Genomic DNA, 26780 nt, shown 5'->3' on the forward strand with positions numbered 1-26780 from the left:
TTAAAAGCTGTACTTCGCTTTTACGTAGTAGTAGCCGCCGTTGATACCAAAAGGTAGTGTTTCCCAGCCATATTTAAAACCTGCTTGAGAGAACGGAACGCCTGCACTCCCCCATTCATCCGGATAAGTATCAAACAGGTTGTTTGCACCCACGACCAGTTTAAAATCATCAGTCAGGTCGTAACCGACCGACAAGTCAGTAAGCCACTTTCCATCCCACTTATGTTTGATACCGGTGAAAGCCTGACCTTCTACGGCGCCAAAGTAGTTAAATGCAAGATTAACGCTCCAACGATCACGCTCCCAGTCGGCCATAATCGATGCTTTCTCACTCGGTTGACCTTCTTCGATGCGTAATACTTGAGTTTCGTTAAATATCTGCTCGGCAGGGATAAGTGATGAGACTGAGTTAACGCGTTCGACATCGGTATTAACAAAGCTCAACGCCGTAGTTAATACAAGATCGCCACTCAAAACTTCTGTCGGATATGACGCGATAATATCGACACCCTGCGTTTTGGTATCCACAGAGTTAGTGAAGAACTGCGCCGCGCCGAGATTGTTATTATCGAGTATAGTTGCGAACTCGGTACCAATATCTGCCGTTAGCGGCTCTGAGATAACGATGCGATCATCAATATTTATTTGATACAAATCGATGGTTAGGTCGAGTCCGTTTCGCCAACGTTTGATGATACCGATACTCGCGCTCTCAGATGTTTCTTCTTCGAGTCGGTTAATGCCAAATTGACGGGCAACTTCATCGTCATTCGACACAGTACCCGTTTGTACCAAAGTACCATTTACGATATTAGTAAGCACTTGTGAGTAATATATCTGTTGCACACCGGGCGCTCTAAAACCGGTCGCCAAAGTGCCACGGACCGAGAAATCATTGGTAATATCGTACCGCGTTGAGATTTTACCGGAGATGTTGTCACCGGCGATATCGTAATCTTCGTAACGCAACGCACCAGCAAGTAGCCAATCCGGTGTTACGTAGTACTCGGCATCAACGTATGCGCCGTAGCTATCACGTGAGGCATCTACTTCTTGTCCTGGACTAAAGCCAGGAAAGCCTTGGATACCGGCTTCTGCGGGCGCACCGGAAGGCGTTAGAATGGTTATTGAAGGGTCATTGCTACGACCATAAGCCCAAGACACCGGATCACCTGCATTGATCTCATAACCATCGGTTCTAAACTCAACGCCCAAAGCGAGATAGAGTAATTCGTTATTGACGTCGATGGTGCCATTAAAATCGAGGTTGAAGGTGGTTTGGTCAAACACTAATTCACCATCGAAAGCCTCGGTCGGCGTGTCTGCGTAGATTCCACCGCCGGGTGCCGGCTCATAATACCAACTGACGTTTGCTGAGTTGGCAGAGTTAAAACCGAATTCATTTTTGCCATACACAATACTCGCGTCCCACAACCATGCATTGGGTAAGTCCCCCCGCAACCCAACCGCTATCGACTGATCATCCGCTTCGGTTTTAAGTTGTGGCAAAAAGCCATCTGGATAGATTGTCTCAATTGTACGAGGGTGTCCGCGACCACGGAAAAAGCCCGCTGAGCCACCATCGCGTGACGAAATACCACCAAAAGCATAGAGCTCGGTCGAGCCCGTCAATGTGTAGGCTGAGTTAAACCAAGCGTAATAGTTTTCTGAATCTGCATCCCCCACATGTAAACGTACAACAGGATCGCCATTACGATCCCACCAGTCACCGATTAATTGTCCACCGGTCGCTTCTAAGGTCGCTGGTGCAGCGCGATTAGTCATACCGCGGTCACGATATTCTAGAGTAAAATTAAAGTAGCCTTTATCGTTCGTAGTGCCCAAGTTGAGGCCAACTTGATTAACCTCACCATCACCTTCATAAGTTTGCCCGATTTCCGCACTCACGCTTCCACCGTCTCCTGATTTAAGCGTGATGTTGATAACACCTGCAATAGCATCCGATCCATATTGTGCGGCTGCACCATCCCGCAAGATTTCTACGCGCTCAACCGCAGTGATTGGAATCGCATTGATATCGTAGCCTGCTGAACCTTTGCCGATGGTTTCTTGAACGTTAACAAGCGCTTGTTGATGACGACGCTTACCATTGACGAGTACAAGTACTTGGTCAGGTCCTAGACCACGTAACGTCGCTGGTCGAATGATATCCGAGCCATCTGAAATGGTGGTGGAAGAAAAGTTAAACGAAGGCGCACTCATTTGAATAGCTTTACCGAGTTCAGAAGCGCCTGTCTCAGCCAGTTGCTCACTTGAGATAATGTCCACAGGTGACGCCGACTCGGTGGCCGTTCGCCCGTTTACTCGTGAACCCAAAGTAACAATACGCTCGATATTTTCAGGCACTTCTTCAGCTTGCTGTTGCTGTGCCAAAACCGGTGAGGCACTGCAAACGGCTGATACAGCAAGCGCGATGACACTCAATTTTATTGTTTTTTCTTTCATGCTCGCTCTTCCTTCACCATTTTGTAATAGTTCATTTACAGTGTTTACTTATATTGGTGAAGAATATATATATGACATTTGACGTAACGTTGACGTCAAACTAAAAAATACATGCTATGGTAGTCATTGTAGTTAAATTATTTAATATACATAACAACAACTTAGGAAGATTCAGATGAACAAAATCGTAGGTCTTATTCTTTTAGTGGTCGGAGCAATTTTATTGTACTTTTCTTATGAGGCGTCTCAGTCGCTTGCTTCTGAAGCTTCACAAATGGTCACCAATGAGCCAACGGATAACACCATGTGGTATTTAATCGGTGGTGTGGTCGCCGTGATTATTGGGTTATACGCGGTATTTAAAGGAAAGTAAGTAAATTAGACTAGAAAGCAGTGTGTCTGGCTAACTGCCAGACACATTTTTAAGTGAAAGCGATGACAGTGTGGCAAGCACCCCAATGCCGACAAGTAGCCATAATACCGCCGCCACACCGTAAGAAGCATCGAGCCAACCAAGCAAGATACCAGCCAGTAGAATAACGCCCATCACCGTATTAGATACTGCAGTCAATTGCGCTCGATTATCTTGATTCGCCATGTCCACCAGATAAGTTTTACGGCCGACACGCGCGCCATGATGCGCCACTGCAGATAGGAACATTAAACCGCCCGCCGCCCAAATTGAACTTAGCGCTTGTGGGAGCCAATAATAAATCGCCAAGGCTACTAACATCACAAGCGTCGACATTACCGACGCCGCCGCCATCACATGATGGCTAGCCGAATCTGACCAACGTCCCCAAAATCGTCCGGCCAATAAGCCGGCTAAGCCACTAGCCAATAGTAAACTCCCTAGGCTGGTATAGCCTGCATCGCCTTCGCGCTGAATAAGAACAACGATATAGGGAATCGCAAAAGCCGCCGCAACTAATAAAGCTCGGGTAAGAACAAAGTGACCAAAAAGTGCATTACGCCACAATAATGACAGTGACTTTAACGCTTCGCTGATAGCGTTACCGCCGCCCTCTGTTGCGCCAGCAACTTCGGGTATACCCGCGTAGGTGATTGCCGCACAGGTCCAAAGCAGCACGCCACCACCGAGCAATACAAGAAAGAGACTGCGTTGCCCCTCAACATCGGGAAACATCACAATGACTAACGCTGTCACTAAGGTCAGTAATCCCGCAGCCGAAGCGGCGACACCCGACAGTCGCCCACGCCGCGTTTTCGAGACGGTTTTGCCCGTCACATCTTTATTGGCTACGGAACAAACCCCACGCGACAGTGAAAAAGTGATGAGGAATAAAATGACGGTCCAACCCAACGCGGTACCGTCCAAAGTCGCGACAGCCACAAGCATTAGCGCCAATGACACGGCTTGCCCAACGCTACCGGCGACCCAAAACCACTTTCGTACAGGTTGCTCGCGTAACTTCTGGGCGACAAAAAGTTGCGGCAATAAAGCCAAAGATTCTCGAATGGGCACTAAGGCGCTAATGAATACCGGTGGCGCGCCCAATGCGCTAAGCATCCACGCCAATACTAAACGTGCGCTCACCAGTGAATCCCCGAGCTTGGTCAGCATTAGAGAAATAAGCATCAATACGAATGAACGCGGTTGTTCATTGCATGCATTTTCGGGGATATCTTTACATACGCGTGCATCTTCGTCTTCAGCAAGGTAGCCGTAGACACGATTCATCAATTGCTTATCAGCCATCACATTTCCCTAATCGTCAGCTAATTGATACCAAATGTCATTGACCCATTGCATCAATTGCAGCGCAGCTAGCACATCATCCCACTTTAAAGGTACCGGCGACCGGCGACGGTACTCACAAAAGCAGTCATGCTGTTCAGCCACTGAGCAGCGATTAATTAACATAGCACTGGCAAAATCAACGGCGGGGTTACCAAAACTGGCGTACTCCCAGTCCAACGCCACAGGTCGTTCTGTTAGTACGATATTATCGAAAGAAAGATCGAAATGGCAAAGACAAGATTGCGCTGCATCAATCGTTAACTGTTCTTGCAGCGCATGTATGCGTGCTAACTGTTGCTCAGAAGCGCACGCAAAATAGCCCTCAAGGCGTTGCCAGAAAGAAGGACCCAGGTAATCAACGCGCGTTTGATGCAGCGTAGCCATGAGACCAACCATGATAGTTAGCTTTTCGGTTCGCGGTAACTGACTTTGCGCTAGGGTAGGTCCTTCAACGAACGCTTGCAGCACCCAACGACTGTAATCGCTATCAATAATTTGAGGGGCCAAACCTTGCACCGCCAGAGCACTTTGCAACTTCAGCTCATCCTCGCGATTAAGTAATAGACCCTCTGCCGCATTGAGCCACTTAAACAAGTAGCTTTCCTGAGCGCAGGTAATGCGCCAAACATCGTTCACTTGTCCAGTCGATATGCGTTCAACATGTTGAGGGGCCGGCAGTCTCATGTCGTCTGAACCGCAGGTCCATCATCCACTCGCCAGCGGTACATGGCATACACCACAAGTACCAGGTAGAGCACAAATAACATGGCTGTAGCGACGAATCCTTTACTTAAATAGAGATAAACATAGACCGAATCGATTACAAGCCAATACCACCAGGTTTCCATCGCCTTTTTGGTAACCAAGTAGGTCGCTAGTAGACTAAATGCGGTCGTAAAGGTATCGAGCCAAACCGCATCTGCATCGGTATAGTTTTGTAAAAGCAAGGCGGTAACCACCGCAACCACGGATACCCAAACCCATTGCTTGAAATGCCACTTAAAGGAATAGTGATGACCGCGTTGATTTTCCTCAATTGCAGTCCCCTGCTGTCGCCATTGCCACCAGCCATAACCTGCCATAATGACGTATATCACTTGCAGTAGCGATTCCATATACAGCTTTGCACCCCAAAAGATACTCGCATAAACACAACAGCTTACCGCCGCAGCGAGCCAGCACCCTTGCCTTTGATGCGCGGCAAGCACTAAGTAAGCAAGCGCCAGTAGCAAAGCGCCGAGCTCCCAAAAGGAGCTCAGCATAAGTTGATCCATTAACTCACTTAACATGGTCAGGGGTCAGGTCTTTATTGATAAACTTACAAACAAGAACTTGCGATGGCACCCGATCGTATAACCAGTTGAGCTCCTTTGTTAGGGCGCCCATGACCACCTCAAGGTCACCAAATACTTGTGTACTCATCGTGTTAGTGAGCACCGTTAAATCAGGATACTCATTCAGCCTATCGATAAACGCTTGAATCACCTCTAAGTAATTATTTGCAAGCGGATAGAGCGAGAGTTCTGCAGAAAATGGCATACAACCTCCTTAAAATGTGTAACGTGCGGTAAGGCCAAATCGACGCGGCTCACCATATTGGACGTAGGTTTCCGTCACGTATTCATCGCGCGGGTCGTTACCAAAATAGAAACCTCGAATTTCGTAGTCTTCATCGGTTAAGTTACGTCCCCAAAGGGTAAAACGCCACTGGTTCCAATCGTAATTAAGTTGCGCGTGCAGCAAGGCCATACTATCCGCTTGTTGATTGTGTGAGTTAGAGAAGTAAAAGCCATCTTTTAGATCGGTTTGAACGCTCCAGCTCAACGCATTCGTCAGTTGTCCCTCTAAGCCAATGTTGGCTTGGTAGTTAGGTGCGTGAGCTTGATCGCGTCCACTCATATCCCTTCCATCTTCGGTGACGAAGCCATCGATTTCCGTATCCAACCAGCCCAGTGATGCAAACGCACTGATGGAATCACTCAAACGGTATCTTAGCTCGGCTTCTAACCCATAGTTACTGCCTTGTGCGGCGTTCTCAATGTAACCTACGAACGACTGATTGCGATTTACCCAGCTCTTGAGCTGCACATCATCACGCCAGTTGTAAAACGCCGCCACCCGATAACTCCAATCGCTGCGTGTGGCCTTCATACCCACTTCCGCATTCCACAATATTTCAGGGGCAAAAGTCGCACGATCGAGTAAATAGGCTTCAAGTTCGTCAAGTTGTTGGTCTTTCGCGCGCCCTAACGCCTCACCATTAACACCACCCGCTTTATAACCGCGTGCGAGCGTGGCATAAGCATAACTTTGCGGTGCATATTGATACCGTAAACTCAGATTTCCACCAACCATGGTATCGCTAGGCTCTGCAACCACTCCGTTACTATCAACATAGTCATTGTCGTAACGTTCGATACGCAAACCACCAATCCAGCTCCAGTTATCGTTGACTTGTTGGACAAGCTCGCCATAGATCGCTTGGTTTTGAGTTTCGTAACTACTGCCGAAAATACTTGGTGAACCAATGTCCCAATTATAGTAATCACGGGTCAGGTTCACGTCTTTGCTGTAATAGTAAACACCGACCGTCCAGTCTGTTGGCAAGCCCCACAGGTTAATGGGTGCATCCGATGTAAAACGAACTTCAGCAGTTACATCGTCTCGCTCACGATAATACGCGTCAAAAGAAGAGTACTCCCAACCTGGAGCGATGCCGACATAAGTCCAGTCTTCATCAAATGCGTAGTCTTTGTCAGCGCTGAGCACGTTAACCGCGGTTTCAATCGTGAATTTTTCAAAGCCGCTGTAATCCAGCTGTAATCGCCCTGCCGTTGAATCCAAACGATCAAACCCAGGTTCATCAGATAAGGTGGTGCGGTCGTTCTCTAAACTAAAGGCATCGTAGCCATTATCAATATCCATTTTATGGATACGCGTTTTTAAAAGCCAATCTTGCCCGAGCTGGGTATCGATGCTTAAGCGCGCAGTAAATTCATCACGTTGCTCAGTATCATCGCGGTTTAGAAAGGTATTTTCGGTGTAGCCATCTTGGTCGAATTGCATGAGGGATAAGCGTGCATTGCCCAACGCGCCCAAGGAACCACCCACAGCACCGGCCAATGTGCTTTCAGAGTAGTTACCCACACCGATTAGCCACTCTCCACTCGTAACCTCGGTGGGCTGATTAGACTCGAGCAACACCATACCCGCCAGCCCGTTAACGCCAAAGCGCCCACTTTGTGGACCACGGTAGACTTCCACTTGTCCGACATCGAATAATGTCGCTGCAGAACCCAACCCAGAATAGTCGATGCCATCAATGACTAAGCCGACCGATGGATTAATTGCATCAACGAATTGCGAACGTTCGCCGATACCGCGGATCTGGATGAAACGTGCCGTACTGGAGCCACCCGAAAAATTGACGTTAGCAACCGAGTTCAACACGTCCTGCAAGTGACGTGATGCGCGTTGCTGCATTGAGTTTTCATCAACAATGGCAATGCTGCGAGTGGTCTGTGTGATGGTCTGCTTTTGAAAGTCACCGACCACCTCAATGGATTCATCAATAGTGGTTTCGTTGGTATCTTGTGCCCAAACAGAAGTGCTGCTCAGTACACTAACCAGAAGCGCAGATAGTTTAAATCTGTTGTTATGCATGGATCATTTCCCTTATTGACTGCAAAGAAACGACCCGGTTGGATCAGTCAGAGACTGATACTGAAGGAGGTTATTCACTCATTGTATGCGAGACTTTACCATCCCTACGCCAGTATTAACCGGATCAGGTAAAAAGGGTTCGCTTTCGCATCTCAGCCTAAAAAGGCACCCCTTGGTACTCGGGCGCTAGTATAACGCCTTGTTTAAAATTGGCAAACCTAGATGAATGCCAATGCGTCACCGTGCATATTTTCCATTGGCACATCACGTGCCGTAAAATCATCACGAATGACACGGACCATTTCAAAACGTCCAGCCATATAGATCTGGCATTCGGACAAATTCGGTTGCTGAGCCATGACTTCGTGATGGACTAAACCAACGCCATAAGCCCAACCCTGCGGCGCCTCTTCGACCACAGGATGGTAAGTAAATAATGGATGTTGAGTTGCTAATGCCTGCAGCTCCTCATGCAAATAGAGGTCATCCGCCGACTTTGCGCCCCAATAGAAATAAACAGGTTTATCTAAGCCATCTGTCAGCAATTTTTGCAAAATAGAATATGTGTAAGAGAAGCCCGTACCTCCGGCAATCAACACCGTATCGCCAGTACGATCGGACTTAAATACAGCCTCCCCCGCCGGGGCTTCAATCGTAAGTTCGCCTTTATCTTTTACAACATCTAATACTTCTGTCGCGTAGCTGTTATCCGGTGGCGCGCCAATATGAAGTAACCATTCTTTATGCGCAGTCGGTGCCGACGCAATGCTAAACGGGCGCTTATCTCGCTCGCCCATCACCACCATTAAGTACTGACCCGCTTCAAATTTCGTCGCCTCAGGTAAGGTCACACTGACTTCCCAGACGTGCTCTGCTAACTGACGGCTCACATGCGCTTTACAGTGCATCACTTGCGACATTTACTTCTCCAAAATATTTAGTTCATCCCACAGCGAATCAACGCGCTGCTTGACTGCTTCGCTCATCACGATGGGTTCACCCCACTCACGGTTAGTCTCGCCAGGCCACTTATTCGTGGCATCGAGACCCATTTTTGAGCCTAGACCCGAAACCGGTGAAGCAAAGTCTAAATAGTCGATTGGCGTATGCTCAACCATCGTCGTATCTCGCGCTGGATCCATACGCGTTGTCATCGCCCAAATCACGTCTTTCCAATCGCGCGCGTTGACATCATCGTCACACACGATGACAAACTTGGTATACATAAATTGTCGTAAAAAAGACCAAACCCCCATCATCACACGCTTTGCATGACCGGGGTATTGCTTCTTCATGGTCACAACAGCCAATCGATACGAGCAACCTTCGGGCGGTAAATAAAAGTCGACTATTTCTGGGAATTGCTTTTGTAAAAGCGGAATAAACACTTCGTTCAATGCAACACCCAATACGGCAGGTTCATCCGGCGGACGCCCAGTATAGGTGCTGTGGTAGATAGGGTCTTTACGATGTGTAATATGAGTCACTGTAAATACAGGGAACTCATCCACCTCGTTGTAATAACCTGTATGGTCGCCGTAAGGTCCTTCCGGCGCCATTTCTCCCGGCTCAATATAGCCTTCTAAGATCATCTCAGCGTGAGCCGGCACTTGTAAGTCGTTGCTTACACTCTGAGTCACTTGCGTACGACTATCGCGTAACAAGCCAGCAAAAGCATACTCCGATAAACTGTCTGGAACCGGCGTGACCGCCCCCAAAATTGTTGCAGGATCAGCGCCCAAAGCGACCGACACAGGAAACCGTTCACCCGGATTTTGCTGACACCACTCTTGAAAGTCTAAGGCACCGCCACGGTGCGACAACCAACGCATGATGAGCTTATTTTTGCCAAGTACCTGTTGGCGGTAAATACCCAAGTTCTGACGCTCTTTGTGCGGACCTCGGGTAATCGTTAAACCCCACGTAATTAAAGGTGCGGCATCACCTGGCCAACAATATTGAATAGGCAACTGGGTCAAGTCAACGTCATCACCCTCTACAACCACTTCTTGGCACGGCGCCTTTTTAATCGACTTAGGTGCCATGCTTAGCACTTTTTTGTACGTGGGTAATAGATTAAGCGCGTCTTTGAAACCTTTAGGAGGTTCAGGCTCTTTCAAAAAAGCCAGTAGCTTACCGACATCACGCAGTGCAGTGACCGATGTTTGTCCCATACCCATAGCGACACGGTCGGGAGTACCAAACAAATTGGCGAGCACAGGAATCGAGTGACCTTTCACATTCTCAAATAACAAGGCCGGCCCGCCCGCTTTTAGCGTGCGGTCGGCAATTTCTGTCATTTCTAAGTATGGATCGATCTCGTGTTGAATACGCTTGAGTTCACCTTTCGCCTCAAGCTGCTGAATAAAATCACGCAGATCTTGATATTTCATAGGTTAACTATTGCGTTGACGTTTCATTGACTCAAAGAACTCGTCATTGGTTTTGGTCATTTGCAAACGGTCGATTAAGAACTCCATCGCCTCAACTTCACCCATCGGGTTCATGATCTTACGTAGGATCCACATCTTCTGCAGTTCATCTTGCGAAGTTAGGAGCTCCTCGCGGCGAGTACCCGAGCGATTAAAGTCAATCGCTGGGAATACACGACGTTCCGCTAGCTTGCGGTTCAAGTGCAACTCCATGTTACCGGTGCCTTTAAACTCTTCGTAGATGACTTCATCCATCTTCGAGCCAGTATCAATCAGTGCCGTCGCAATAATGGTTAAGCTACCACCTTCCTCGACATTACGCGCAGCGCCAAAGAAGCGCTTCGGCTTATGTAACGCATTGGCATCAACACCACCGGTCAGTACTTTACCTGAACTAGGAATCACGGTGTTATAAGCACGCGCTAAACGCGTGATTGAGTCGAGCAAGATAACCACATCTTTTTTGTGTTCAACTAGACGCTTAGCCTTCTCAATCACCATCTCCGCAACCTGGACGTGACGGTTTGCCGGTTCATCAAACGTCGACGCAACCACTTCGCCTTTAACCAAGCGATGCATTTCGGTCACTTCTTCTGGACGTTCATCAATCAACAATACGATGAGTTCAGCTTCAGGGTGATTGGCTGCTAACGACGTTGCAATGTTTTGCAGCAACATGGTTTTACCCGCCTTAGGCGGCGCAACGATAAGACCACGCTGACCTTTACCGATAGGAGCCGATAAATCGAGCACACGTGCAGTGATGTCTTCAGTACTGCCGTTACCACGTTCAAGGTGGAAGCGCTCATTCGCATGCAGAGGCGTTAGGTTTTCGAATAGGATCTTATTACGTGAGTTCTCTGGTTTATCAAAGTTTACTTCACGAATTTTTAGTAGAGCAAAGTAGCGTTCGCTGTCTTTCGGAGGGCGAATCTTACCGCCAATCGTATCACCGGTACGCAAGTTAAAGCGTCGGATCTGACTCGGCGAGACATAAATGTCATCGGGTCCTGCGAGATATGAAGAATCGGCTGAGCGTAAAAAGCCAAAGCCATCTTGCAATATTTCTAGGACACCACCGCCGTATATATCCTCACCACTTTTGGCGTGCGCCTTTAAAATCGCGAAGATAATGTCTTGTTTACGCAGACGAGCCATGTTTTCAAGGCCCATGCTATCGGCTAGTTCTACTAATTCATTTACAGGTTTATTTTTAAGTTCAGTCAGATTCATAGGAGGGTTTCGAATTATCGATTCATCACAAAGTCGGTAAGGACTCGCTTAGGTTATAAGTTAGGGTTACATTAAAATTTGAAATTTGGATTCCGAGCGGTTGGAAATCGAGTCAAGAAAGACTTATTTTGCGTGCAATGACTAGCGCACATTGCCTCGATGCTCAGTTAATGAGCAAAACCTAACACCAAACTTCGGATTCGTCCAGTTTTTAGGCCATAAAAATTAAAAAACGGCGTCATGGACGCCGTTTTTTACGATCAATTAGATGTGTTGATCAAGAAACTCAGTTAATTGAGCTCGAGACAACGCACCTACTTTGGTTGCAACCACTTCACCGTTTTTGAACAACAGCAACGTGGGAATACCACGAATACCATATTTTGGTGGAGTCTGATCGTTATGGTCTACGTTCAGCTTGCCGATGGTCAAACGACCTTCGTAGTCTTTAGAGATGTCGTCCAAAATAGGCGCAATCATTTTACAAGGACCGCACCATTCTGCCCAAAAGTCTACTAAAACAGGTTTATCAGAATTGATGACATCTGCTTCAAAGCTGTCATCGCTAAGCTGAACAATTACTTCACTCATGTTAATCTCCGCTACTCTTTTCGCGACTAATGTGTGTATGATGATATTATTTCTGTTTTTGATTACAAGCGCAAACTGATATGCTTATAACCTATGAATAAAACACATTTAACTGAAACTCGATTCGAAACGCTGGGTTTGCATGACAAAATCCAACAGGCTCTCACGTCTGCAGGATTTGAAAATTGCACGCCTATTCAAGCACTTAGCCTACCAGTGGCGCTCTCTAATCAGGATGTAGCAGGCCAAGCCCAAACAGGTACCGGCAAAACCTTGGCATTTTTGTTAGCAACTTTCAACCGATTAATGCAATCGCAAAAATCGTCTGAGGCGGGTCCCCGCGCTATCATTATGGCACCGACGCGTGAACTTGCGATACAAATTGCCAATGATGCGAAAATTCTTACACAAACATGCGAGCTGAAAACGGCCGTTATTTATGGTGGTGAGGGTTATGAGGCGCAGCAGCAGCAATTAGCAGATAAGCCCGACATCATCATTGGCACAACGGGTCGGATTATTGACTTCTATAAGCAAAGCTTATTCCCTCTCGATAACATCGAGGTAGTCGTACTTGATGAAGCCGATAGGATGTTCGACTTAGGCTTTATCAACGACATTCGTTATTTGCTTAAAGCAATGCCTGACCCTAGTGAGCGACTCAATTTGTTGTTCTCAGCGACTTTATCTTATCGCGTACAGGAACTGGCGTATGAGCATATGAATGCGCCTACCAAAGTCGAGGTGGAGCCTCAACAGAAAACCGGCGTACGTATTTCGGAGGAGCTATTTTATCCGTCTAAGTACGACAAGATGCCGCTGTTGCTGACGTTGATTGAGGAAGACTGGCCTGATCGCGCTATTGTGTTTGCAAACACCAAGCATGGATGTGACAAGGTTCACCAATGGCTCGAAATTAACGGACATCGAGTGGGCTTGTTAACCGGCGACGTACCGCAGAAGAAGCGCCTGAAAATTTTAGATGATTTTGCCGAAGGTCATCTCGATATTTTAGTAGCCACAGATGTGGCAGCGCGTGGACTTCATATCCCAGAGGTAACCCACGTTTATAATTTCGACTTACCAGACGACTGCGAAGACTATGTACACCGTATTGGTCGAACAGGTCGTGCGGGAGCGAGTGGCGCAGCTGTTAGTCTTGCATGCGAAGAGTATGTCTATAACTTGCCTGCGATTGAAGACTATATCGGTCATACGATTCCGGTTACGAAATACGACGAGACCGCGATTCTGACGGATTTAAAACGTCCTCGAAACCAAAATCGTCGCCGCCGTGGGCCACATCCTAATAACCGTAATCGTAACCGTAATAACAAGCACCGAGGTCCTAAGAACTAACATGACCTCAAATAACCGCCGCATTGCTGCCATTGATTTAGGTTCCAACAGTTTTCACTTACTCTTGGCTGAAATGGTAACGCGCGGCGGTGTTGATTTTCCTCGTATCATCAAACGCGTAAAGCAAAAAGTGCGTTTAGCCGATGGCTTTGATGCCTCTCGAAACATCAGCCAACAAGGTATAGATCGAGCTAAGGCGTGCTTGAGTCTGTTTCATGATGAGATCGTTCAGTTCGGCGCAGGTACCATTAAAGCCGTTGCAACAGCCGCGATGCGCCAAGCGAATAACCAATCGGATGTCCTGCTCGCGCTCGAAACTGCGTTGAAATTTCCTATCGAGATAATTAGTGGGTTACGCGAGGCAGAACTGATATACGCAGGTGTGACCTCAACAGCGCGCAGTCGCGGTGATACGTTGGTCATCGATATTGGTGGTGCGAGTACGGAAATCATTGCGGGCCACGATAAAACCCCCAAACTATTGCACAGCTTTGATATGGGTTGTGTCGTATTTCAAAATAATTATTTTCCTGAAGGTATTATCACTCGGAGTCGTATCGAGTCCGCGCAAGCACAAGTGCGTAATCAACTCAGTCACTATCAACACGCATTTAAGCGTCTTGGCTGGAAACGCGTCATTGGTGCATCAGGCACCTTCAGAGCAGTGCACGAAATCGCTCAGGCGAATCAGCAAGATACTATCGACAGCGACTATCTAACCTCTTTGGTTTCAAGATGTATTCAATCAGGCGCAGTAAAAAACCTAACATTATTGGGTCTACGCGAGGATCGTAAACCCATTTTCTTAGGTGGCCTGGTGATTTTGGCTACCCTCGTCGAACAATTGGGGATAAACGCCATTGAGATCACCAATGGCGCTTTACGTGAAGGGCTACTCGCTGAAATCTCTCAGCCCAATGAGCAATTAGCGCTACGCTAACTCGCGCGCAACCTGTTTCGCAAAATAGGTGAGAATACCGTCTGCACCGGCACGCTTAAATGCGAGCAAACTTTCCTGCACGACATCGTTCGCTAGCCAACCGTTCTCAATTGCTGCCTGAAGCATCGCGTATTCGCCACTCACTTGATAAGCAAACGTCGGCACTTTAAATTGATCTTTGACTTCGCGGACAATATCTAAGTACGGCATACCGGGTTTGACCATCACCATATCGGCACCTTCTTCGATATCCAGCGCAATCTCATGTAACGCTTCGAGACGGTTAGCCGGGTCCATTTGATAGGTTTTCTTGTCGCCGCCTTTAAGGTTACCTGCTGATCCCACTGCATCTCGGAAAGGCCCATAAAATGCACTGGCGTATTTCGCTGAATAAGCCATGATTTGTGTGTTCGAGAAACCCTCACGTTCTAGAGCGTCGCGGATGGCGCCAATACGTCCATCCATCATGTCTGAAGGCGCGACCATATCTGCACCTGCTCGTGCATGGGACAACGCTTGTTTAACCAATACCTCTGTGGTTATATCATTCAATACGTAACCCGACTCGTCGATAATGCCATCTTGCCCGTGGGTGGTAAACGGATCGAGAGCGACATCGGTCATCACACCTAACTGCGGGAATTTGGCTTTAATTGCACGCACTGCACGTTGGGCAAGACCATCGTCGTCATATGCAGCTTCAGCCATTTCTGACTTTACTGACGCGGGCGTAACGGGAAATAACGCCACCAGCGGAACCCCAAGCTCTACCAATTCAGCGCATTCATCGAGCAACAAGTCAATGGACTTACGTTCCACACCGGGCATCGAGGGAACTGCTTCGCGTTGCTGCTCTCCCTCTAAAACAAACACGGGATAAATTAAATCATTTACCGTGAGCGAGCTCTCTGCGACCAACCGGCGTCTAAAATCAGATACGCGATTGCGACGCATACGCGTGCGTGGAAAATTGCCATTCGTCGACATGACGGTTACTCCTCAATGGACGTTGTTACAACTTGATCACGGCCCTCGCGCTTGGCTTTGTACAGCGCCGAGTCTGCCGCAGTAAATAAATCGTGCACACTATGATCGCGCGTATTGTCTATCGCTGCAACTCCCGCACTGATAGTTATTGAGTGCTCGCCGTCACGTGTCGAAAACACACATTGCCTAATGTGCTTAACCAACCGCTCAGCGAACACCAAACCGTTCTGAAGGTCTGTTTCCGCTAAAATGAAAGCAAATTCTTCACCACCATAGCGGCAGACTGCATCGGTAGGGCGACGTGCTTGCTTACGCAGTTCCGTACTCACAGCCTGCAAGATATCGTCGCCGACGCCATGACCGTAGGTATCATTCACTGCCTTAAATTTATCAATATCGATCATCAATAGGCACATCGGCCTTTGATTACGGCGGCTACGACGATACTCTCGTTCAATTTGCTGAGTAAAATAACGACGATTATGTAGACCTGTCAAAGGGTCTTCTAAGTTACGTTGCTCTAACTCATTATTCGCTTCTTGTAGCTCTCGTAACGTGATTTCTAACTCAAATGTTCGCTCCTCTACACGTGTTTCAAGCTCCTCATTGTAACGCTGTTGTGCAATCAAACGTTCTCGCCGTTGCTCGTTATAACGCACCGCCAAAACCCACGAGAGCAACAAAATTTCTAAACCAGAGCCCAGCATGATAGCGTGACGCTGGATAAACATACTGTCGATAATGCCAAGGTAGCCAAGTGAGTTAACCATCACGGAGAGAAGTAATGCGCCCCATGCAATGGTGAACATGCGCGCGTAAATTAGACCTTTTTTCCATAAGTAGACGCCAATAATCAATAAATAAAGGCAGCCGGGTACGGCTAATGCGAGTAGCGCATGGATACCGACTTTATAGCTACTGAAAGCACCAACAGCCAGACTAACCAAGGCCAAACCCGCCATGATAAAAAGACCACGTGCTAACGTTTGTCGATAGTTCTTAAGTCGTAATAATTGATAGGCAAATAACGCAGCCGTTAACAGCGTCAAACTCCCAAATATCGGTATACCTTTGTCTTGCAGATACAGCCAGTTGGGCCATAAATACCGGAAACCAAGCCCATCAAGACTCAGCATTAAACCACCGAAGAAGATCGTATATAAAGAATAGATGCCAAATTCGGGTTCACGTGAAGCGATGAACCCAAATAAGTTATACACGGTCATACAAAAAAGCACGCCAAAATAGAGACCTTCTACAAGCCGTCGCTGTAGCTTGGCATCAAAAAAGTCGGCTTCCGACATCAGCGAAACAGGAACACGCATTGAACTTGATGTCACAACTTCGATGAAAACCTCGCCGGTTTGATTCGCCGGTACTGGAATCGCGAAATCAGAAATTAATATCGGTCGTTGAAAAAACGGTTGCTTATCACCTAGGTTGTATTCAATTAAACCGTCATTGGAAAACCAGTGGATGTGAATTGAATCAAGCAATGGATACGCCATATATAGCACGCGATCGTAATCGACGTCGCTTATGTTAAAGGTTAACCAGTAGTGATCATCGGTATAGCCGAATGAGCCGCGTGATCCATTGAGCACATGCCAATTTTCATCTGGGCGTGCCTTCACCGCTTCGATACTTAACGATTCCGGCGTACTAAAGTACTCAATATTTAAGGCTTCTGAGCTCCGACGTTGGTCCATAGTGAGCGATGAAAACACAAACCACAAAACAGTTGCGGCAATCACCACCAAAAATAGAACGATCGAGGACCATCGCGTCATATTCAACTCGAATAGTTATCAAGTGCGAACAAACGTAAGGCGTTAGCGGTCGTCAATTGTGCAACCTCTGTTACGCTCATACACCAGCTTTCAGCCAGTGCCTCGCCGACGTAGGGCAGATAAGCGGGCTCATTATCTCGCGGTCGCGGACGAATATTTCGCGGCAGTAAAAAAGGTGCGTCGGTTTCAAGAACCGTTCGTTGTTTTGGCAACACAGGCAATACTGACAATAATTCATGATTTCTGCGTTCATCACACAACCAGCCCGTTAGACCAAACCAATGTCCACGTTCGTTATAGGCATCTAAGGCCTTATGCCCGCCTGTAAAGCAATGAGTCAGTCGTAGCAACCTGGGCTTCGCGTAGCGGTCGAGTAGACTAATTTGTTCTTCCAGCGCATCACGCTCATGGAGATAAAGTGGCAAAGATAATTCATTGGCCACCTCGATCTGTTGAATAAATACACGTTTTTGGTTTGCTGAGCTTGCGAAGTTGCGATTAAAGTCTAAGCCACATTCGCCAATGGCTTTGACAAACGGAGATTGGGCTAATTCAAAGAGCTGAGACTGAAGGTCTGTTGGCGCGTTATCAGCTTCATGCGGGTGAACACCCACGGTCGTATACAATGAATCAGGAAAGCGTTCACACAGCCCAATCGCTGCATGCGCCTCAGCCATATTGGTTGCAATAACAAGTTGATGACCCACGCCGGCCGCTCGTGCTCGCGTGATAACGGACTCAAGTTGGCGATGAAGCCGAGTGTGTGTCAAATTTACGCCCGCATCGAACCATTCCATAACGCCTACTTATTTTTAATTGTCGCTCATTTTAGGTTTATACCAGCTTCCAATAATAAGTCCAAACTCAAACAACAGCCACATTGGAATCGCCATCAACGTTTGTGAGATCACATCAGGAGGAGTCAACAGCATACCGATAGTGAAGGCCGCGACAATAACGTATGGCCTTTTTTTACGTAAACTAGCCGGTGACGCGACGCCCGACAAAATAAGTAAAAAGATAGCGACAGGAGTCTCAAATGCGATACCGAAAGCGACAAAAATCGCCAAAACGAAATCGAGATAGTTGGAAATATCTGTAGCAACCTGAATGTCATCGGGTGCCGCTGCCATAAAGAAGCTCATGGCGAGCGGCAACACAACGAAGTACGCAAACGCGACCCCCAGATAGAACAGCAAGGTGCTACTGGCTAAGAGCGGCACAACAAAGCGCTTTTCTTTTTTGTATAAACCCGGCGCAATAAAAGCCCATATTTGCCATAAAATGACAGGGATAGCTAAAGCAAAGGCAACCACAAAGGTCAGCTTGAAAGGCGTGAAAAAGGGTGCTGCTACATTCGTTGCTATCATTTGCGACCCTTCCGGCAAATAGCGGATAAGCGGGTCAGCAAGAAGGCGATAAAGATCCTTCGCGAAATACGCCAATCCAGCAAATACAACAACGACCGCGATGACAGCTCTGAGCAAGCGTTTACGAAGCTCGATAAGGTGACTAAGGAGAGGCGAATCAGTCATGCTTTTTAGGCTCAGTATCAGATTCTTTTGCCGCTTGGTAGGGGCGCTGAACGTCAGCTGCGGCATTTTGTAACTCAACGATTGAACGCTGTAACTCAGGACTTAATTCGTGAAAATCTTTGCCTTCTTGCTCGAACTTACGTAAATGCTCGTGTAGCTCTTTAACTCTGAGTTCATGATCAAGCTCATTTTGTACGTTTTGAGAGAACGACTTTACTTTCGCTATACCTCGCTGAACGCCACGCAAAGCAGACGGCAAGCGCTCGGGCCCTAGCACTAATAGACCGACCACGATAATGACCAGCAACTCCCAAAATCCAATATCGAACATAAAAAATTAGGCGTTCTTATCTTTCTCGGATTCGCTGGTTGTGCTTTCCGTTTGTTGGTTTTGCTTCAGGTTTTTGGTTGGCTCACCGTCTTCGTTAGCGTCGTCATCCTTTTTAGGTTCGTCACTCACTGACTTTTTAAAGCCGCGTACAGCACTGCCAACGTCTGAACCGAGGTTTCGTAGGCGCTTACTACCAAAAAGTAGCACGATAATGAGTAATAAAATCAGTAATTGCCAAGGACCTGGACTCATAATTCACCTATTCCTTTATCTTAATTTGAGGGCGCGCGCGCCACGCTTTTAATCCAACCATTACGGTAAGTATACCAGAACCCAGCGCCCACGCAGCAGTGCCCTGGCTAATTAACCATACCGAGCTGACAACTCCGCTTGCCGTCAAAATAGTCCAAAACTGACTAGTGGCCGCTTGCTGTTGCGTCATCAACTGCTCTATGCGGTGCCGCTCTAGCTGCGCTTGAATACGTTGTTGCGAACGCAGTCCATCGTACAATAGATTCGGGAGCTCTGGCAGCTTTTCGGCCCAATAAGGTGCGTTTTCCTTCACTGAACGCACCACCGCTCGCCATCCTAGTTGCTCATTCATCCAACGCTCTAAAAACGGTTTAGCGGTCTTCCATAAATCCAATTCAGGATACAACTGGCGACCTAACCCCTCGATATACAGTAAGGTCTTTTGTAAAAGTACCAACTGCGGTTGTACTTCCATCTGAAACCGACGGGCGGTATTAAAAAGATTGACTAGCACATGCCCGAATGAAATCTCCGCGAGAGGTTTTTCGAATATGGGTTCGCACACCGTTCGGATCGCTGATTCAAATTCTTCGATATTTGTTTCTCGTGGCACCCACCCCGAATCCACATGAAGCTCAGCCACTTTACGGTAATCGCGATTAAAAAAGGCGAGGAAGTTTTCAGCTAAGTAACGTTTATCTTCACGATTGAGGGTGCCGACGATACCAAAATCAATACCGATGTACCGAGGGTACGTCGGGTCATCCTTGGCGACAAAAATATTGCCTGGATGCATATCCGCGTGAAAGAAGCTATCGCGAAACACTTGTGTGAAGAACACTTCGACTCCACGCTCCGCTAACTTTTTCATATCCACGCCACGTGCCTTCAACATATCGACTTCGCTGACAGGGATCCCGTCGATACGCTCCATTACCATCACGTTTTTACGACTTAAATCGCTGTAAACCGTGGGGATATAAAGTAACTCAGAGTCCTCAAAGTTGCGCTTTAACTGAATAGCGTTGGCGGCTTCACGCAACAAATCTAATTCATCCAATAACGTCTTACGATATTCTCGTACCACTTCTTTCGGTTTTAATCGACGTCCATCGGGCAAATGCCGCGCTAATACGGCAGCAAGCGATTCCATCAGCTCTAAGTCAGCATTAATCGTCTCACGTATGTCTGGACGAATCACCTTAATGACGATGTCTTTAAGCTCGCCATCTTTTTGTTTTAGCTTGGCTGTATGTACTTGAGCGATCGATGCAGAGGCTAATGGCTTAACAGCGAAGTCTTGAAACAACTCACCGATATGCTCAATATCTAACGACTTTTCAATGATGCGTTGTGCTGCATGACCATCGAATGGCGCCACGCGATCTTGCAAATAGGCCAGTTCCAATGCGATGTCTGGGGGCAGTAAGTCACGCCGCGTCGACAACATTTGGCCGAACTTGACCCAGACAGGACCCAGCGACTCCAGCGCTAAACGCAAACGCTCTCCAGCGGGCTTTTCTTTATGCTTATTAGGCCACCAAAACATCATATGGCGCCCAAAACGCAGATACCACGGTAGCCAACGTGCCGGAATCAAGTCATCCAAACCATAATTTAAAAAGGTTTTTGCAATGCGATATATACGTTTACTGCGCATGCTGGGTCTCTACTTTAATTTTCGCTGAAGTCGCTCAATTTGCGCACGCAAAGCCTGCACATCGTCTTTAAATAACTCGAATTCCAAACGGTTAGGAAGCACTTGCTTTTCTTCTGTGAGTACACCTTTTAGCCAACGTTGACGCATTTCACTTTGTTGCTGAAAGCGCTCGCGACTCTGTTTAAACAAGGTACTGATACGGTGCGCCATACCGTCACCGAGTTTTTCGGCTAGTTTGGCTTCCCAATCAATATCCAGCGCTTTAACCAAATTCACCAATTGCTGCGCTAGCATGGGGTCGCCATCAATATCCAGTTTATCGGCTTTAATAAGGCGCGTAAGATTAGCCGTATCGCTTAACTCTGGTAACACGCCAAGTTCCGTTTTTACATGGCAATCCAGTTCACCGCCATCATCAACAGAGCTTAAGTTGAGTCCGTCGGTGTGCACAGCGATATTGATATCAAAGTGTAGCTCTTTGAAGCTAAATCGAAAATGCTTACCCGCCAACTGATTTAATCGCTCGGTTGAATTCGGGTCCTGCTGCAACAGTGCATTGATAGTGCGCTCAAGCACCATCCACGGAATCAATTGCCAAATCATTAAAATTTGTATCCTCGATGAAGTGCGACAATACCGCCCGTCAAGTTTTGATAGTCGGCGTTCTCGTAACCCGCTTCCGACATCATCTGTTTCAGTGTCTCTTGATCAGGATGCATACGAATCGACTCAGCTAAATACTGGTAACTGTCTGCATCATTGGCAACCAGTTGCCCCATTTTGGGCAGAATATTAAATGAGTAAAAGTCGTAAAGCTGATTCAGCGTCGCTGTTGTTGGCTTGGAAAACTCTAAGATCAGTAAACGACCGCCTGGCTTCAATACCCGTAACATTGATCGTAAAGCAGCTGGCTTATCGGTCACATTTCGCAAACCAAAAGCAATAGTCACAATATCAAAACTATTATCAGCAAAGGGCAGGTTTTCCGCATCGGCTTGTACACAATTAACATTTCCCACGATGCCCTTGTCGCGCAATTTATCGCGACCCACTTTAAGCATGGCATCATTGATATCAGCTAAAACAACTTCGCCTGTCTCGCCAACGCGGCGTGAAAACTGTGCCGTTAAGTCGCCCGTGCCACCGGCAATATCGAGCACTTTCATGCCTTTACGTACACCACTGCAGTCAATGGTATAGCGCTTCCAAACACGGTGGATCCCCATCGACATGAGGTCATTCATAACATCATATTTGGCTGCCACTGAGTTGAATACATTGGCAACGAGGCCCTTTTTCGCATCCTTTGGCACGCGCTGGTAGCCAAAGTCGATTCCATCTTCGTGTTTATCTGACATAATTTTTCCTAACGACTTTTTACCCTATTGTACGGGCGTCACTGCTGTAATACTACACCTGAGCGTAATGATCTCGCCGTGGTAACCACCGCGCAATCAACGCATTGACAGTGTTGGGGTACTTGCGAATAAGCTCCTCGGCAACCGTCTGAGCCTCGGGTATTAATACCTCATCACGTTCAATATCCGCCACTTTCATCTGTGTTAGACCGGTTTGTCGTTGTCCGAGAAGTTCACCGTACCCTCTGATCTCCATATCTCGTTGCGCGATCACAAAACCATCATTACTATCCCTTAATACGGACAAACGCTCGGTCGCGGTTCTTGATAAGGGCGTTTTGTAGAGCAAAACACAATGACTCGCTACCGAGCCTCGACCCACACGTCCTCGCAACTGATGAAGCTGCGCTAAGCCTAACCGTTCTGGGTTCTCGATAATCATTAAAGATGAATTAGGTACATCGACACCCACCTCGATCACAGTGGTCGCCACCAGCAAGTCAATTTCGCCGCTTTTAAAACGCGACATTACCGCTTCCTTTTGGTCGGCTTTCATACGCCCATGCACGAGCCCGACCGTCAACCCATCCAGTTGTTCTTGTAACTCCGTTGCGGTGTCTTCAGCCGCCTGACATTCCAACACCTCAGATTCTTCAATCAAAGTACAGACCCAATAAGCTTGTCGACCTTCGTGAGTACACACTTCGCGCACACGCTCGATCACTTGGTCACGTCGTGTATCCGGGATGACAACGGTTGTGATCGGTGTACGCCCCGGCGGTAGCTCGTCAATTACTGACGTCGCTAAGTCCGCATAGGCGGTCATCGCTAACGTTCGCGGAATCGGTGTGGCTGTCATAATTAATTGGTGCGGTTGAAAGCCCGCTTGTACACCTTTTTCTCGCAATTGTAACCGCTGGTGCACACCAAAACGGTGCTGTTCATCAATAATAACTAACGCGAGTGAGTGATAGTGCACGTCGGCTTGAAATAATGCATGGGTGCCTACAATTAGCTGAACTCTACCGCTCGCAAGCTGCTCCAACGTGCGCTGACGCGCCTTGCCCTTGCTGCGCCCACTGAGCCAAGCAACTTCAATACCCAAGGGTGCGAACCATTGCTCGAACGTCAGCGCATGCTGTTCTGACAGAATTTCGGTGGGCGCCATAATCGCCACTTGATGACCTTGTTCGATAGCAGCCAATGCGGCCAGGGCCGCCACGAGCGTTTTCCCCGAGCCCACGTCACCTTGCACCAAACGCATCATCGGCTGTTCGCGCGCGAGATCCGCATGGATTTCACTTAATACGCGCTGCTGTGCAGCCGTTGGCTTAAACGGGAGTTGCTTTAAGAATTCACTTTGTAAGTGCGGATCCGCATTCAGCGCATGTGCACGCTCTTGCTGACGTTTTTCACGTAACTGCAATAAACTGACCTGATGTGCAATCAATTCTTCCATTGCTAACCGCTGTTGTGCAGGATGTGACCCCTGTTCAAGTTGCGCAAGACCAACATCCTTGGGCGGGTTATGCAGTGTTTTGAGTGCCTCGACCAAAGATAGATCGTGGGGCTGAAGAGGTTCTGGCAATAACTCGGGCAACGCTCGCTCGGTCACATAAGAGAGAGCTTGGTCGATAATCTTACGTAGAGAAGCCTGATAGACGCCCTCGGTCGTGGGATAGATAGGCGTCAAGGTATCGGGTAACTCAATCGCGTCGGATGAAGAAAGTACACGATATTCGGGATGAATCACTTCTAGACCGCTAAGCCCCGCACGCACTTCACCAAAGACTAATAACGAGGTGCCAGCGCTGAACTGTTTTAGTTGCGCAGCGCTAAATTGGAAAAAGCGCAATGTCATAGTGCCGGTTTCGTCACGCACTCGGCACACCAACATACGCTTGCGACCATATTTAATGTCCGCATTATCGACAGTTACCTGAAAGTGACCCGCCACCCCAGGACGCGCATAAGCAATTCGGTAAACCTGTGTGCGATCCTCATACCGCGCAGGTAGATGAAAGATCGCATCATTTACCGTCACTAAGCCCAGCTTTTCCAACTTCTTAGCGACTTTATCGCCGACTCCTTTGAGCGTGGTCAGTGGAATTTTGCTGAGAGGCTGCATTGATTAGGCTCGCTTTTTAGCGGCGCGCATGGCTAACCACCACTCGTTATCCGCGACAATTTGTCCGTGTTCATCTAGCGGAGGATACGGTAGTCCCTTGCGTTTACAGGCTTTGGCATAAATTGGGTGGCCACCTTCAAACAATACCCGATGCTGTTCGGTATCACTTAAACGCATAGCGTCATACATACCCGCTTGCTCTCGCTGACGCTGCGCCTCATAAAGCATCACCGCACCTGCCACTGAGACATTCAGCGACTGCACCATACCCACCATCGGAATCTTGACGTGATGATCGGCAATTTTCAGCGCCTCTTCGGTCGCACCATGCTTTTCCTGACCTAACAAGATTGCAGTAGGCTGGGTGTAATCGATTTCACGAAAATCCACCGCTTGATCAGACAAGTGAGTCACTACCACTTGCATACCCTGTTGCTTTATTTGCTCTACCGCAGGGCTTAACTGGCTATGATGATGCACGTTAACCCAGTTTTGACTTCCCAAAGCAGTGCCGCCGGATACACGCATTTTACTGCTAAGCCAAATGGCATGCATTTCATGGACGCCGACAGCATCCGCAGTACGCACCACCGCAGATAAATTATGATGCTTATGCACCCCTTCCATGACGACGGTTAAGTCGGGCTGGCGAAACGCCAGCATCTCGGTAATGCGTTGATAACGTTCTGGACTCATTGATAGCCTTTAACTTCTATGCTTTCTTACTACATCGTAAATATCAGTACGACGATCTTTCTTATTAGTCACTGAACCTTCGTGATGCAGATAACGCAGTTCATCTAAATTCAAATCAGAGAACATTAACATTTCTGTATTCGGAGTCGTCTCTGACATCACCGCATCGTGTGGGAAGGCAAAGTCTGACGGCGAAAATACAGCAGACTGCGCGTATTGTACGTCTAAGCTTTCGACTTCAGGTAAGTTACCAACACTGCCACAAATCACTACGTAACACTCGTTTTCAACGGCACGTGCCTGTGCACAGTGGCGAACTCGCAGATACGCGTTCCGTGTATCGGTCCAAAAGGGCACAAACAAGATCTCAAGTCCCTCTTCAGCCATAATACGACCCAACTCAGGAAATTCGACGTCGTAACAAATCAAAATACCGACACGCCCCGCATCGGTGTCAAATACGCGCACATCATCGCCGCCTTCAATGACCCAGTCACGCTTCTCGTGCGGAGTGATATGCAGTTTACGCTGCTCTTCAACTGAGCCATCGCGACGACACAGGTAAGACACGTTGTAAATACTCTCGCCTTCTTGTAATGGCATTGAGCCCGTGATGATATTGACGTTGTAACTGACCGCCATTTGCGACATTTCGCGTTTAAATCGCTCGGTGAAACCGGCGAGAAAGCGAATAGCATTCATCTGTTGACTCTGATCGGTTAACCCCATCAGCGGCGCATTAAAGAATTCAGGTAGCACAGCAAAGTCACTCTGATAGCTTGAAAGCGCATCAACAAAGTACTCGACTTGCTGCAGAAGCTCATCGACAGACTCGACTGACCGCATTTGCCACTGCACCGCACCAACACGCACATTCTGAACCCGCGTATTCAACATGTTTGTCGAAGGATCGTAGAGGAAATTATTCCACTCCAACAACGTGGCGAAACCACGCGAACGTTCGTCCTCAGGCAAATATTTTCCGAGCAAACGCTTCACACTAAAGTCGTTCGCTAACTGGAACGTGAGAATCGGATCATAAATTTCACGACGTTGAACTTTGTCTAAGTACTGTGACGGAGACAGATCGTTTGAGTACTTGTGATAATTAACGATACGTCCACCGGCAAGAATAGCGCGCAGGTTTTTCTGTCGGCATAGCTCTTTGCGTGCATCGTATAAACGACGGCCTAAACGATAACCGCGATAATCCGGATGAATCAGCACATCAAGGCCATACAATGCATCGCCTTTCTTATCATTAAGAATGGCTTCGCGATGCCCAATCAAATCATCGTAAGTGTGCGGGTTCGAAAATTTGTTATAGGCAACTTTCACGGTCAACGCGACACCAATAATACGACCATTATCTTCGAGGCAAAACTGTCCTTCGGCGAAGTCTTTGATTAACTTCTCGATGGTAAAACTGCTCCACGCACCACCGATATCGGTGTAGATGGCATCCATTAACTCTTTTAACTGCTCGTAATCATCTAATCGAAGATTACGAATCTGAAGATGCAATTCTTCTGGGCTCATACTTGCCTCTTTACGTCAATTACTATACGAGTAGTGTACACGGTTTTTAATAAAGGTT

At 47.6% G+C, this 26780-nt stretch carries 25 protein-coding genes and 1 riboswitch; of the genes, 3 read left to right on the forward strand and 22 right to left on the reverse strand.

Annotated elements, in window-relative coordinates; genetic code table 11:
• Positions 1-2466: a TonB-dependent receptor plug domain-containing protein gene (locus OS145_RS02345; protein WP_006954415.1), complete on the reverse strand. Its 2466-nt coding sequence runs from the start codon at positions 2464-2466 to the stop codon at positions 1-3.
• Positions 2467-2641: 175 nt separating this feature from the next.
• Between OS145_RS02345 and OS145_RS02350 the strand changes: the two genes are divergently transcribed.
• On the forward strand, positions 2642-2839 hold the full coding sequence (locus tag OS145_RS02350; protein WP_006954416.1) for a DUF3185 family protein: 198 nt from the start codon (positions 2642-2644) through the stop codon (positions 2837-2839).
• Positions 2840-2869: 30 nt separating this feature from the next.
• Here OS145_RS02350 and OS145_RS02355 read toward each other — a convergent pair whose 3' ends face one another.
• From OS145_RS02355 to trxA, 9 genes are all read right to left on the reverse strand, one after another.
• Positions 2870-4186: an MFS transporter gene (locus OS145_RS02355; protein ID WP_006954417.1), complete on the reverse strand. Its 1317-nt coding sequence runs from the start codon at positions 4184-4186 to the stop codon at positions 2870-2872.
• Between the two features lie 9 nt (positions 4187-4195).
• The gene (locus tag OS145_RS02360) at positions 4196-4912 is read right to left on the reverse strand and encodes a phosphotransferase (protein WP_006954418.1); all 717 of its coding nucleotides are present in this window, start codon (positions 4910-4912) and stop codon (positions 4196-4198) included.
• Entirely contained in the window at positions 4909-5502 is a 594-nt protein-coding gene (gene pnuC, locus OS145_RS02365; protein WP_242603639.1) for a nicotinamide riboside transporter PnuC, read from the reverse strand. Before pnuC ends, OS145_RS02360 begins: the two co-directional genes overlap by 4 nt.
• Positions 5503-5506: 4 nt before the next feature.
• Positions 5507-5767: a hypothetical protein gene (locus tag OS145_RS02370; protein ID WP_006954420.1), complete on the reverse strand. Its 261-nt coding sequence runs from the start codon at positions 5765-5767 to the stop codon at positions 5507-5509.
• Between the two features lie 9 nt (positions 5768-5776).
• Entirely contained in the window at positions 5777-7891 is a 2115-nt protein-coding gene (locus OS145_RS02375) for a TonB-dependent receptor (protein WP_006954421.1), read from the reverse strand.
• A gap of 84 nt (positions 7892-7975) precedes the next feature.
• A riboswitch (TPP riboswitch) is annotated at positions 7976-8074 on the reverse strand.
• A 35-nt stretch (positions 8075-8109) separates the two neighbouring features.
• Entirely contained in the window at positions 8110-8811 is a 702-nt protein-coding gene (gene fre / locus OS145_RS02380) for an NAD(P)H-flavin reductase (RefSeq protein WP_006954422.1), read from the reverse strand.
• Positions 8812-10284, reverse strand: coding sequence for a 4-hydroxy-3-polyprenylbenzoate decarboxylase (gene ubiD / locus OS145_RS02385; protein ID WP_006954423.1), 1473 nt, complete (start codon positions 10282-10284; stop codon positions 8812-8814).
• Positions 10285-10287: 3 nt separating this feature from the next.
• Positions 10288-11556, reverse strand: coding sequence for a transcription termination factor Rho (rho, locus tag OS145_RS02390; protein WP_006954424.1), 1269 nt, complete (start codon positions 11554-11556; stop codon positions 10288-10290).
• Between the two features lie 264 nt (positions 11557-11820).
• Positions 11821-12147 (reverse strand): thioredoxin TrxA, encoded by a 327-nt coding sequence (gene trxA / locus OS145_RS02395; RefSeq protein ID WP_006954425.1) that lies wholly within the window; start codon positions 12145-12147, stop codon positions 11821-11823.
• A 93-nt stretch (positions 12148-12240) separates the two neighbouring features.
• On the opposite strand from trxA, the gene rhlB reads away from it, so the two are divergent.
• Positions 12241-13506, forward strand: coding sequence for an ATP-dependent RNA helicase RhlB (gene rhlB / locus OS145_RS02400; protein WP_006954426.1), 1266 nt, complete (start codon positions 12241-12243; stop codon positions 13504-13506).
• Between the two features lies 1 nt (position 13507).
• Entirely contained in the window at positions 13508-14446 is a 939-nt protein-coding gene (locus OS145_RS02405; RefSeq protein WP_006954427.1) for a Ppx/GppA family phosphatase, read from the forward strand.
• On the opposite strand, the gene hemB is transcribed toward OS145_RS02405, so the two are convergent.
• Genes hemB through OS145_RS02465 form a run of 12 tightly spaced genes read right to left on the reverse strand, consistent with a single transcriptional unit; the run spans position 14438 to position 26722 of the window.
• A complete protein-coding gene (hemB, locus tag OS145_RS02410; RefSeq protein ID WP_006954428.1) occupies positions 14438-15433 on the reverse strand; it encodes a porphobilinogen synthase in 996 nt (331 codons plus the stop codon). The genes OS145_RS02405 and hemB overlap by 9 nt on opposite strands.
• Positions 15434-15438: 5 nt before the next feature.
• Complete coding sequence (locus tag OS145_RS02415; RefSeq protein ID WP_006954429.1) at positions 15439-17223, reverse strand: sensor domain-containing diguanylate cyclase; 1785 nt, start codon at positions 17221-17223, stop codon at positions 15439-15441.
• A 2-nt stretch (positions 17224-17225) separates the two neighbouring features.
• Positions 17226-18020, reverse strand: coding sequence for a TatD family hydrolase (locus tag OS145_RS02420; RefSeq protein WP_006954430.1), 795 nt, complete (start codon positions 18018-18020; stop codon positions 17226-17228).
• Positions 18021-18035: 15 nt separating this feature from the next.
• Positions 18036-18758: a twin-arginine translocase subunit TatC gene (gene tatC, locus OS145_RS02425; protein ID WP_006954431.1), complete on the reverse strand. Its 723-nt coding sequence runs from the start codon at positions 18756-18758 to the stop codon at positions 18036-18038.
• Positions 18751-19089 carry a Sec-independent protein translocase protein TatB gene (gene tatB, locus OS145_RS02430; RefSeq protein ID WP_006954432.1) on the reverse strand — a complete coding sequence of 113 codons (339 nt, stop codon included), beginning with the start codon at positions 19087-19089 and terminating at the stop codon, positions 18751-18753. The genes tatC and tatB overlap by 8 nt, the downstream gene beginning before the upstream one ends.
• 6 nt (positions 19090-19095) lie before the next feature.
• Positions 19096-19341: a twin-arginine translocase TatA/TatE family subunit gene (gene tatA, locus OS145_RS02435; protein ID WP_006954433.1), complete on the reverse strand. Its 246-nt coding sequence runs from the start codon at positions 19339-19341 to the stop codon at positions 19096-19098.
• Between the two features lie 7 nt (positions 19342-19348).
• Complete coding sequence (gene ubiB / locus OS145_RS02440) at positions 19349-21001, reverse strand: ubiquinone biosynthesis regulatory protein kinase UbiB (RefSeq protein WP_006954434.1); 1653 nt, start codon at positions 20999-21001, stop codon at positions 19349-19351.
• 9 nt (positions 21002-21010) lie between these two features.
• The gene (locus tag OS145_RS02445) at positions 21011-21604 is read right to left on the reverse strand and encodes a ubiquinone biosynthesis accessory factor UbiJ (protein WP_006954435.1); all 594 of its coding nucleotides are present in this window, start codon (positions 21602-21604) and stop codon (positions 21011-21013) included.
• Positions 21604-22359 carry a bifunctional demethylmenaquinone methyltransferase/2-methoxy-6-polyprenyl-1,4-benzoquinol methylase UbiE gene (gene ubiE / locus OS145_RS02450; protein WP_006954436.1) on the reverse strand — a complete coding sequence of 252 codons (756 nt, stop codon included), beginning with the start codon at positions 22357-22359 and terminating at the stop codon, positions 21604-21606. The genes OS145_RS02445 and ubiE overlap by 1 nt, the downstream gene beginning before the upstream one ends.
• A gap of 52 nt (positions 22360-22411) precedes the next feature.
• The gene (gene recG, locus OS145_RS02455) at positions 22412-24487 is read right to left on the reverse strand and encodes an ATP-dependent DNA helicase RecG (RefSeq protein ID WP_006954437.1); all 2076 of its coding nucleotides are present in this window, start codon (positions 24485-24487) and stop codon (positions 22412-22414) included.
• A gap of 3 nt (positions 24488-24490) precedes the next feature.
• Positions 24491-25183 (reverse strand): tRNA (guanosine(18)-2'-O)-methyltransferase TrmH, encoded by a 693-nt coding sequence (trmH, locus tag OS145_RS02460; RefSeq protein ID WP_006954438.1) that lies wholly within the window; start codon positions 25181-25183, stop codon positions 24491-24493.
• Positions 25184-25192: 9 nt separating this feature from the next.
• Positions 25193-26722 carry a bifunctional GNAT family N-acetyltransferase/carbon-nitrogen hydrolase family protein gene (locus tag OS145_RS02465; protein WP_006954439.1) on the reverse strand — a complete coding sequence of 510 codons (1530 nt, stop codon included), beginning with the start codon at positions 26720-26722 and terminating at the stop codon, positions 25193-25195.
• Positions 26723-26780 lie beyond the last annotated feature (58 nt).

This window comes from Idiomarina baltica OS145 (genome assembly GCF_000152885.1).
GTDB classification, from domain to species: domain Bacteria; phylum Pseudomonadota; class Gammaproteobacteria; order Enterobacterales; family Alteromonadaceae; genus Idiomarina; species Idiomarina baltica.

Coding starts and splice junctions, on each gene's coding strand:
- OS145_RS02420 (WP_006954430.1), bottom strand. CDS start 18,020: ATGGAATGGTTCGATGCGGGCGTAAATTTGACACACACTCGGCTTCAT.
- ubiE (WP_006954436.1), bottom strand. CDS start 22,359: ATGTCAGATAAACACGAAGATGGAATCGACTTTGGCTACCAGCGCGTG.
- tatC (WP_006954431.1), bottom strand. CDS start 18,758: ATGACTGATTCGCCTCTCCTTAGTCACCTTATCGAGCTTCGTAAACGC.
- rhlB (WP_006954426.1), top strand. CDS start 12,241: ATGAATAAAACACATTTAACTGAAACTCGATTCGAAACGCTGGGTTTG.
- trxA (WP_006954425.1), bottom strand. CDS start 12,147: ATGAGTGAAGTAATTGTTCAGCTTAGCGATGACAGCTTTGAAGCAGAT.
- recG (WP_006954437.1), bottom strand. CDS start 24,487: ATGCAGCCTCTCAGCAAAATTCCACTGACCACGCTCAAAGGAGTCGGC.
- OS145_RS02465 (WP_006954439.1), bottom strand. CDS start 26,722: ATGAGCCCAGAAGAATTGCATCTTCAGATTCGTAATCTTCGATTAGAT.
- hemB (WP_006954428.1), bottom strand. CDS start 15,433: ATGTCGACGAATGGCAATTTTCCACGCACGCGTATGCGTCGCAATCGC.
- ubiB (WP_006954434.1), bottom strand. CDS start 21,001: ATGCGCAGTAAACGTATATATCGCATTGCAAAAACCTTTTTAAATTAT.
- OS145_RS02375 (WP_006954421.1), bottom strand. CDS start 7,891: ATGCATAACAACAGATTTAAACTATCTGCGCTTCTGGTTAGTGTACTG.
- ubiD (WP_006954423.1), bottom strand. CDS start 10,284: ATGAAATATCAAGATCTGCGTGATTTTATTCAGCAGCTTGAGGCGAAA.
- OS145_RS02445 (WP_006954435.1), bottom strand. CDS start 21,604: ATGATTTGGCAATTGATTCCGTGGATGGTGCTTGAGCGCACTATCAAT.
- trmH (WP_006954438.1), bottom strand. CDS start 25,183: ATGAGTCCAGAACGTTATCAACGCATTACCGAGATGCTGGCGTTTCGC.
- rho (WP_006954424.1), bottom strand. CDS start 11,556: ATGAATCTGACTGAACTTAAAAATAAACCTGTAAATGAATTAGTAGAA.
- tatA (WP_006954433.1), bottom strand. CDS start 19,341: ATGAGTCCAGGTCCTTGGCAATTACTGATTTTATTACTCATTATCGTG.
- OS145_RS02405 (WP_006954427.1), top strand. CDS start 13,508: ATGACCTCAAATAACCGCCGCATTGCTGCCATTGATTTAGGTTCCAAC.
- OS145_RS02350 (WP_006954416.1), top strand. CDS start 2,642: ATGAACAAAATCGTAGGTCTTATTCTTTTAGTGGTCGGAGCAATTTTA.
- OS145_RS02415 (WP_006954429.1), bottom strand. CDS start 17,223: ATGACGCGATGGTCCTCGATCGTTCTATTTTTGGTGGTGATTGCCGCA.
- tatB (WP_006954432.1), bottom strand. CDS start 19,089: ATGTTCGATATTGGATTTTGGGAGTTGCTGGTCATTATCGTGGTCGGT.
- OS145_RS02355 (WP_006954417.1), bottom strand. CDS start 4,186: ATGGCTGATAAGCAATTGATGAATCGTGTCTACGGCTACCTTGCTGAA.
- pnuC (WP_242603639.1), bottom strand. CDS start 5,502: ATGGATCAACTTATGCTGAGCTCCTTTTGGGAGCTCGGCGCTTTGCTA.
- OS145_RS02370 (WP_006954420.1), bottom strand. CDS start 5,767: ATGCCATTTTCTGCAGAACTCTCGCTCTATCCGCTTGCAAATAATTAC.
- OS145_RS02345 (WP_006954415.1), bottom strand. CDS start 2,466: ATGAAAGAAAAAACAATAAAATTGAGTGTCATCGCGCTTGCTGTATCA.
- fre (WP_006954422.1), bottom strand. CDS start 8,811: ATGTCGCAAGTGATGCACTGTAAAGCGCATGTGAGCCGTCAGTTAGCA.
- OS145_RS02360 (WP_006954418.1), bottom strand. CDS start 4,912: ATGAGACTGCCGGCCCCTCAACATGTTGAACGCATATCGACTGGACAA.